This is a genomic window from Cetobacterium sp. ZWU0022 (genome assembly GCF_000800875.1).
Taxonomy (GTDB): Bacteria; Fusobacteriota; Fusobacteriia; order Fusobacteriales; family Fusobacteriaceae; genus Cetobacterium_A.
This window is the reverse complement of record NZ_JRJZ01000057.1, coordinates 1-8,314: the sequence shown is the minus strand read 5'-3', so window position 1 is coordinate 8,314 and position 8,314 is coordinate 1. Positions and strand designations below refer to the sequence as shown.

The 8,314-nt window shown below is 30.6% G+C and carries 7 protein-coding genes, 1 tRNA gene and 1 riboswitch; of the genes, 6 read left to right on the top strand and 2 right to left on the bottom strand.

Features of this window, described 5'->3' with window-relative positions; genetic code table 11:
* Positions 1-79: 79 nt before the first annotated feature.
* The 5 genes from L988_RS05460 to L988_RS05440 all read left to right on the top strand — a co-directional run bounded on the left by L988_RS05460 (position 80) and on the right by L988_RS05440 (position 5,021).
* Positions 80-1,351, top strand: coding sequence for a hypothetical protein (locus L988_RS05460; RefSeq protein WP_047382385.1), 1,272 nt, complete (start codon positions 80-82; stop codon positions 1,349-1,351).
* A 42-nt stretch (positions 1,352-1,393) separates the two neighbouring features.
* Positions 1,394-1,780, top strand: a complete 387-nt coding sequence (locus tag L988_RS05455) for an META domain-containing protein (protein ID WP_047382383.1) — start codon at positions 1,394-1,396, stop codon at positions 1,778-1,780.
* Positions 1,767-2,234: an NlpC/P60 family protein gene (locus tag L988_RS05450; protein ID WP_052191708.1), complete on the top strand. Its 468-nt coding sequence runs from the start codon at positions 1,767-1,769 to the stop codon at positions 2,232-2,234. The genes L988_RS05455 and L988_RS05450 overlap by 14 nt, the downstream gene beginning before the upstream one ends.
* Before the next feature lie 72 nt (positions 2,235-2,306).
* Positions 2,307-2,497, top strand: a riboswitch (cobalamin riboswitch).
* A gap of 6 nt (positions 2,498-2,503) precedes the next feature.
* On the top strand, positions 2,504-4,474 hold the full coding sequence (locus tag L988_RS05445) for a TonB-dependent receptor (RefSeq protein WP_047382381.1): 1,971 nt from the start codon (positions 2,504-2,506) through the stop codon (positions 4,472-4,474).
* Positions 4,434-5,021 (top strand): hypothetical protein, encoded by a 588-nt coding sequence (locus L988_RS05440; protein ID WP_047382379.1) that lies wholly within the window; start codon positions 4,434-4,436, stop codon positions 5,019-5,021. Before L988_RS05445 ends, L988_RS05440 begins: the two co-directional genes overlap by 41 nt.
* Before the next feature lie 13 nt (positions 5,022-5,034).
* Here the strand turns inward: L988_RS05440 and L988_RS05435 are convergent, their stop codons facing one another.
* Positions 5,035-5,889, bottom strand: a complete 855-nt coding sequence (locus tag L988_RS05435) for a DMT family transporter (protein WP_047382378.1) — start codon at positions 5,887-5,889, stop codon at positions 5,035-5,037.
* A 99-nt stretch (positions 5,890-5,988) separates the two neighbouring features.
* Positions 5,989-7,809: a glutamine--fructose-6-phosphate transaminase (isomerizing) gene (glmS, locus tag L988_RS05430; RefSeq protein ID WP_047382376.1), complete on the bottom strand. Its 1,821-nt coding sequence runs from the start codon at positions 7,807-7,809 to the stop codon at positions 5,989-5,991.
* Between the two features lie 343 nt (positions 7,810-8,152).
* On the opposite strand from glmS, the gene L988_RS05425 reads away from it, so the two are divergent.
* Positions 8,153-8,240: transfer RNA gene (locus L988_RS05425), tRNA-Leu, on the top strand.
* Positions 8,241-8,314 lie beyond the last annotated feature (74 nt).

The window sequence follows — 8,314 nt, the reverse complement described above, 5'->3', positions numbered from 1 at the left end:
AACTATTATACCTCAAAGGATTGGAGTAGTTTCAATAAATTTTAAGTTAACAGAAACAAATTAAAATAAGGGGGAATAAATGAGGATAATATTTTATATGTTTTTGATATCTTTAAATTTGTTTGCAATTACTCAGGAGTTAACATTGAATTATAAAGCTAATGAACCATTGTTAGGAAAGGGGCACTATTTGATTTTATCAGATGTACCAGTAGCAACTTATCCAAATACAGTGGGATATTTTTCAAGCGTTGATATAGTGGGGAAGAATTTAACGATAGGAAAAGATTTGGAAAGAGTTATTATAAAAAAAGATGGAAATGTTTTACTTCAAAAAAATGTGGAGTGGGAGCAGTATAGTTTTACAGTTGAAAATATAGAGTTGGGTGGACTTACTATAAATCTGAGATGGAAAAATTTGAATCGGCAAAAAATGGAACTTATGGTAGATCAGTGGAACTTGGTAAAAGGTAAATATGAACTAGAGATAGAGTATCAATATTCGGATAGAAAAGAAGTTTTGAAACTAAGTATTAATATGCCTGAATTTAATCCTGAAATATATTTAGATTTTGATTATAAAACTCCGATTTTGAAGAAACAGGAGTATGGTAAAAAATATTTGATTATAAAAAAGATAGGTTTGAATGATTATGATCTAGAAATAACTAAAAACAAGGTAAATTCGGAAGGACTAAAATTGAATTTAGCTAAAGAAGCTTCATTGAAAATCGTTCAGGAAAATATAGAGAAGCAAGAAAGTTTAGAAAATGTTAGAATTGTTCCTTTAAAAGAGGTATATCCTAATATTTATATCGAGCAGTTAAATGATGATATATTTAATGATACGAAAGAGATTTATATAGGGTTAGAGTTGCCTCAAAACTTGGATTTAAATATGAATTATAGAATTGAGGGAGAGGTATTAAGTCTTAGTTACAATAGAGTAAAAAAGGTTTTGATTGATAAAGTTTTTATATTAGCTATGAAAAATGAAGTTTCAAAGACGATAGCCTTAGATAAATGGTATATACCTGGGCAAAAAATATATATTGATGATTTTAGAGAGGTTCAAGGGTATTATTTATTAGAGGAAACGGGAGTATTGTCTGGAAAATATAGTGGTCTTAAAATAAAAGTAAATGATATAGAAGAAGAGATAGATGAGTTTGGAGAAAGTGAAGAGATAGATTTAGATTTTGGAAGAATGAAAATTGAAAATGGAAGAGCTTCTATTTGTATTGATAAGTTAAATCATTTAATTCAAGGGTCGGAAATTAATTATAAAATTTTTGATAAAAATGAAAATATTATAGAGAGTGTTCGTTTAAAGTTTTATATAGAAAATTAGTTTATAAAATATTATTAAATAAAAAAGGTGAGGTGTGAAATTATGAAGAAATTGGTATTAGTTTTGTTTGCGATTTTTTTAATGGGAGGATGTTTTGCTAAAAAGGTAGATGTGTTATCAAAAGTTCTCGATAATACTTACAGTTTAGAGAATGTAATTGAAGAAAGTCAGATTGATGTTTTTTTTCAGAAGGAAAAAATAGTAGGTAATTCTGGAGTGAATAGATATTTTGCAACTTATAAAATAGATGGAGATAAAATTTCTGTGGGGGAAATAGGTACAACTAGAATGATGGGACCAGAAAATTTAATGTTACAAGAGCAAGGGTATTTAAAAAACTTAAAAGAAGCACAAGAGGTTAGAATAACAGAAAATGGAATTCGAATAGTTACAAAAAGTGGAGTGGAATTAAATTTTGTTAAGAAATAAAAAAATATTAATAAATATAATGATTTTGTTTTTACTCTTGTTGACAGGGTGCTCATCAGCTAAAATTAGTGAAAAAGAAAGACAGGTTAGAGTAGTTAAAATTTCAGGCTTTTACAACAATTGGAAGGGGACTAAATATAGATTAGGTGGAACTACTAAATCAGGAGTAGATTGCTCAGCTCTTATGCAACACTTATATAAACAGAAGTTTGAAGTTAGTTTACCTAGGACAACTGAAAAGATGTCCTTAGAAGGGAAAAAAATAAAAAATAGAACTCACTGGGAAGTTGGAGATTTGTTATTTTTTAAAATTGGTAGAAAAAAAATACGTCATGTAGGTGTTTATTTAGGAAATAATAGATTTTTACATGCATCAACCTCTAGAGGGGTGATTATCTCTGAGGTTGATGATTATTGGAGTAAGCATTTGTGGCAAGTTAGAAAGGTTTTGTAAATTATACCTAAATTGTTATTATATTTTAAATGTACAGATAAAGTTTTTGTTATAAAAAAATTATATTGGAAAATATTAAGTAAGATGTGTTAACATGTGAAGTACTAAAAAATAACATCTTAATATGGAAGTGTGGTTAAATTCCACTACGGCCCCGCCACTGTAAAATTGACGAAAGCACAAAAGCTCACTGAGGTAACTTGGGAAGAGGTGCGAGTAGGGTGAAATGAGTCAGGATACTTTTAAGATGATACTTCGAGGGAGGAAAAATGAATAGAAAAATCATGGTGCTAAGTCTTTTGACTTACACAACTTTGGCTTATTCAAAGTTAGATGAGAGGATTATAAAACTGGAAGAAAGTGTTATAACCACAGATAATTTTGAAACCAATATCAAAGAAACAGGAGCGAATATAACAGTTATAACAAGTGAAGAGATAGTTGAAAAAGGGGCTCAAAATCTTGTGGATATTGTAAGGATGGCACCTGGAGTTATTGTATCACATTATTATGATAGTATTAGATTTGATGTGCGTGGAGCAGGGAGTCCTGTTCATGCAGAAAAAAATACCATAGTAACATTGGATGGAGTACCTATAAAAGGAGATCAGATAACAAATATTCCAATAGCAAATATTGAAAGAGTAGAAGTTGTTCCTGGCGGTGGAGGGATTTTATACGGTGATGGAGCTATTGGAGGAATTGTAAATATTAGATTAAAAAAAATTGATTCATTTTCAGAGGGGAAAAATTATTCAGGGCATATATCAGGATCTGTATCAAGTCATGAATCTAATAAATTTGGTGTTGGTGTGAATACAAAAATGACAGAAAAAATTGCAACAAGTATTGGATATAACTCTAGCTTACAAAGAAGTGATAAAAGAGGCGATGAATATGGAGATATATTTAGTAAAAGAAAGAACTTTGTGCTAAGTACAAAATATAATTTAAATGATGGAGAGATTGACTTTAGATATACAAGAGATGAAAAAAAATATGCTAAAGATGGTGATGTACCAGAGGATATTTATGAAAATGATAGTAGAAATCCGGGGAATATTTCAAGAGGTGAATCACATAGCAATGATTATTACTTAGGATATAGATATGATTTGAGTAAAAAAACTCAACTATACTCTTATTTAGGTTTTTATGAAAAGAAATTTGAAACACACAACCCTAAAAAGGGGGAAATAAAGCATGAAGATGATCAAGAGAAAATATATGGAAAAGTTCAAGTGAAACATAATTATACAGAGAGTGATTATTTTATGTTAGGAACTGATTTAACTAAAGAGATTGCGACTCCCCAGAAAGAGAAAAAATTAGATGATTCAACAAAAGATAGTTATGGAATATTCTTAATGAATGAAAATAAAAGAGGTAAATTTACATTTTTACAAGGTGTTAGATACAATACTGCAGAGTATAACTATTATTTTAGAAATAGATCACCTATTCCAGAAGAGAAGTGGGATACTAAAAATAAGACAAAGTATAATGACTATTCTTACACTTTGGAAACGAGATATTCCTATAATGAATCAGGCGTTGTTTATGGAAAATTATCTAGAGATTTTAGAACTCCGTTAATATCAGAGATGCGTTATACAGTAAATGCTGAAAAATTAAACCCACAAACACAAGATACAATAGAGTTTGGTGTGAAAGATTATATAAATGATACATATATAAGTTTGTCAACATTCTATAAGATGACAAGAGATGAAATCTATTATAGTGGTGAGGAGTATTCGAATTTCCCATATTATAATATTGGAGATACTGAGAGATACGGTGTAGAAATTTTTGCAGAACATTATTTTGAAAAGCTTACTTTAAATACATCAATAACATATATATATCACAAAATAAAAGATTCTAAATTTGATAGTTTAAAAGATAAAGAGGTTCCTTTTATTCCTAATTGGAAATTGGGATTTGGTGCAAGATATGAATTTACACCTAAAATAGTTGGAAACGCAGATGTAATTTACTATGGAAGATATTTTGACTCGGATGATCCTACAAATATCAGAAAAAAGGATCAAGGAGATTATGCAACTGTTGATATTTCATTGTCTTATAAACCTTTAGAATCTCTTACATTAACTGGAAGAGTTAATAATTTGTTTGATGAAAAATATGCAACATATGTGGGATATTGGGATGATACAAGACAATATAATAGAGGGGATGGAAGAATTTATACGTTGGAAGCGACTTATAAATTCTAAGGTAGTTATGAAGAGGCTGAGAAATATTTTAAAGGAAGCTAAAGAAAAAATTGTAAAATTAAACGGTGAAAGAGTTTGTAATCAGACGAGTAATAGTTGTGGTTGTTGTAATTGGGATTATTCTTTGATATCTTTAAAAGAAAAAGCAGAGATATTAAACTTTATTAGTTCTAATGATATTGTTAAAGAGAAAATTTTAAGGAATAAATTAGAGGATAAGGCATGTTATTTTCATGATAAAGAGAGTAAAAGTTGTTTGATATATGATTTTAGACCTATATGCTGTAGATATATTTCTTATAAAATATATGAAAAGAGTGATTGTTTTAAAACTTGTTCTCCTCTTGAACCGTGTAAAAAAGGGAAATCAACTGTAATAAGAATTGAAAAAGAAGAGGTTTGCATTTATGATAAAATTTTGAAAAAGTTTTCTTTGGATGAGAAAGAATATTGTTTTATAGATGATAAAGCGATACCTGAATATCAGGAGTATAAAAAAGGTCAAAATATAAAATTGAGTAGCATAATAGATGAATTAAAAAAGTGATTGCAATTTGCAATCACTTTTTTGATAATTTATAATTAAATAATGCAGCACCAATAATTATAAGACCACCTATCATACTGAAAATATCTGGAATCTCCTGCCAAACCATAAACCCAATTATAGCAGAGAATATAATACTTAAATATTGATATATAGATACTTCACTAGCTAAAGCATATTTATAAGCATAAGCTAAGCCAATCTGTCCGATTGTAGCGAAAATACCTGTTAGAATAAGATAAAGTAGTTGTATCCTGTTTGGGACTATAAATCCTTGAATAAGCATTGGCGGAATCATACCGATCATTGAAAATGCGGAAAACCATAAAACCAAAGTAGAAGGTTCTTCCATAGTTCTTAGATATCTTACTAGTGTATATGCCCCACCTGCAAAAATAGCGGATAAAAATCCGGCTAAAGCTGGTAACATTTCAAAACTGAATTTAGGCTTTATAACTAATAATGCTCCGAATAGAACGACAATAAGTATAGGAATTTGATGTCTTTCTAATTTTTCTTTTAAAAATAAAGTTGCAAAAATAGCAACAAAGAATGGTGAAAGTTTATTTAATAAAGCTGAATCAGCTAAATAAAGTTTGTTAATACAGTAAAAATTTAGAACAGCTCCTGTTAAGCCAGTTGCACATCTAAAAATCATAAATAATCTACTTTTATTGCTACTACCCCAGATATTTATATTTTGACCTTTCATAGAAAAGAGCAACATAACGACTCCTACGAGATTTCTGAAGAAAAGTTTTTCGAAAGTAGAGATATCACTACCAATAAATTTAACTGTAGCTCCCATTAAGGCCATACCTAAAGCGGACACACACATCCATAAAGTTCCTTTTAATCTATCACTCATAATATATTCCTCCCTTAATTCTAAAAGTATTATATCATGAAAAAATGTTAAATTCTACTTAAAAAGTATAAAAAAAAGAGCCGATTGGCTCTTTTTATATTATTCAACAGTAACTGATTTTGCTAGATTTCTAGGCTTATCCACATCAATTCCTTTTGCAACAGATGTAAAGTATGATAGAAGTTGAAGCGGTATAATAGCTAGTAAAACAGAGAAAACATCTTCAATATCATCAATTCCAATAAATTCATCAGATGCTTCGATAGCTTCTTTACAACTTTTTCTTGCGATAGTTGTAATGTGAGCTCCTCTAGCTTTTAGTTCTTTCATATTTGAAACGGTTTTTTCTAAAAGATTTGACTGCGTAGCTACAACTATAACAGGTGTTCCAGGCTCTATTAAAGCGATAGATCCATGTTTTAACTCACCAGCTGCAAAAGCTTCAGTATGTATATACGTAATCTCTTTCATTTTTAATGATCCTTCAAGTGCTGTAGCAAAGTCTACTCCTCTTCCAATATAGAACCCACTATTTTTATCTTTCATAAACTCTGCAACAGATTTTAAAAGATCTGTATTCTGAAGCTCTTTTTCAACTTTAGAAGGAATAGAGTAAAGTGATTCGATTAATTTGTTAACCTCGTCGCTATTAAGTAATCCCTTTTTTTCAGCTAAATAGATAGAAAGAAGTTGGAAAATAATAACTTGTGTTGTATAAGCTTTAGTTGATGCAACTGCAATTTCAGGTCCAGCCATAGTGTAAATAGTATTGTGGGCTTCTCTTGATATAGTAGATCCGACAACGTTTGTGATAGCAAGAGTTTTAGCACCTCTAGATTTAGCTTCCTTCAAAGCTGCTAGAGTATCTAAAGTTTCTCCAGATTGGCTTACGAAAATAGCTAAAGTATTTTCATCGACAAATGGATTCATATATCTGTATTCTGAGGCAATTTCGACAAGAGCATTCGTTCTAGAAATTGATCTTAATGCATATTGGCCTTGTAAACCAGCGTGATATGCAGTTCCACAAGCAACGATATGAATCATATTGAATTTTTTGATATCTTCATCAGATAGAACATCAGAAAAATCAATTGCTCCATTTTGAATTCTTCTATTTAGAGTTTCTTCGATAGATTTAGGTTGCTCAAAAATCTCTTTGATCATAAAGTGAGGATATCCAGCTTTTGTAGCTTGCTCATAATCCCATTCGATAAATTTAATCTCTCTCTGTACAGGAGATAAATTTTTGTCGAAAATTTGGATTGAGTTTGCAGTTAATTTAGCGATATCACCATCTTCTAAAAAATACACGTTCTTTGTATATTTTAGAATAGCCGGGATATCAGAAGCTATAAGATTTTCATTTTCTCCAATTCCGATAACAAGAGGACTATCCTTTCTAGTACAAACTATTTCATCAGGGAAATCTTTATGAATAACTCCAAGAGCAAAACTACCTCTTAAGTAAGTGATTGCTTCTTTTACCGTTTCTAGTAAGTTTCCTTTGAAGATAGAGTGTATAAGATGAGCTACAACTTCAGTATCTGTATCAGATGTAAATTTATACCCCTTTTTAATAAGTTCTTCTTTCAGAGATGAATAATTTTCGATAATCCCGTTGTGAACGACAGCTACAGACATATCTTCACTATAGTGAGGATGAGAATTTCTATCAGAAGGTTCTCCATGAGTGGCCCATCTAGTGTGCCCGATTCCGATATGAGAGTTTAAGTCAAGTCCTTCAAGATGAGATTCTAGATTTTTTAATCTACCTTTTTTCTTCTCTACAATAATCTTAGAATCTTTTATAACTGCGATACCTGCAGAGTCGTAACCTCTGTACTCCAATTTCTCAAGTCCTTGTAAAACTACGCTTTTTGCATCTCCTTTTCCTATGTAACCAACAATTCCACACATAAAAAAATCCTCCTTAAAATATTTAATTTTCAATGTTCTTTATATTTAAGAAGAATTACTACTTACCTTCCTTTGTCCTAAAAGTCACCCTTTAGATTTGTAGAAGGTCTAAGGTTGTAGTAACCTCTGGAATATCCGCCGAATGTTCGATAATTCCAGTCCTCGTCAACTTAAAAAGTTCTGGCGCTTATTTTCTTTTTAATTCTCCTTAATATAGAGTCATTTCATAGTATCATAAGATTAAAAAACTTGCAATAAAAAATATTTTAAAAAAAAATAAAAAACTTGTTGACTTTTTCTAAAAAAAATGGTACTATTATTTTGTTGAGAGCGAAAGCGATCAGCCTGGGTGGCGGAATAGGTAGACGCACGGGACTTAAAATCCCGAGCTATCTGATAGCGTGCCGGTTCGATTCCGGCCCCAGGCACCAATATTTGTGGTGACCGTAGTTCAGTTGGTAGAGCGCCAGTTTGTGGATCTGGTTGTCGCGGGTTCGAGCCCCGT

Coding starts and splice junctions, on each gene's coding strand:
- L988_RS05460 (WP_047382385.1), top strand. CDS start 80: ATGAGGATAATATTTTATATGTTTTTGATATCTTTAAATTTGTTTGCA.
- L988_RS05455 (WP_047382383.1), top strand. CDS start 1,394: ATGAAGAAATTGGTATTAGTTTTGTTTGCGATTTTTTTAATGGGAGGA.
- L988_RS05445 (WP_047382381.1), top strand. CDS start 2,504: ATGAATAGAAAAATCATGGTGCTAAGTCTTTTGACTTACACAACTTTG.
- L988_RS05440 (WP_047382379.1), top strand. CDS start 4,434: ATGGAAGAATTTATACGTTGGAAGCGACTTATAAATTCTAAGGTAGTT.
- L988_RS05435 (WP_047382378.1), bottom strand. CDS start 5,889: ATGAGTGATAGATTAAAAGGAACTTTATGGATGTGTGTGTCCGCTTTA.
- glmS (WP_047382376.1), bottom strand. CDS start 7,809: ATGTGTGGAATTGTTGGTTACATAGGAAAAGGAGATGCAAAAAGCGTA.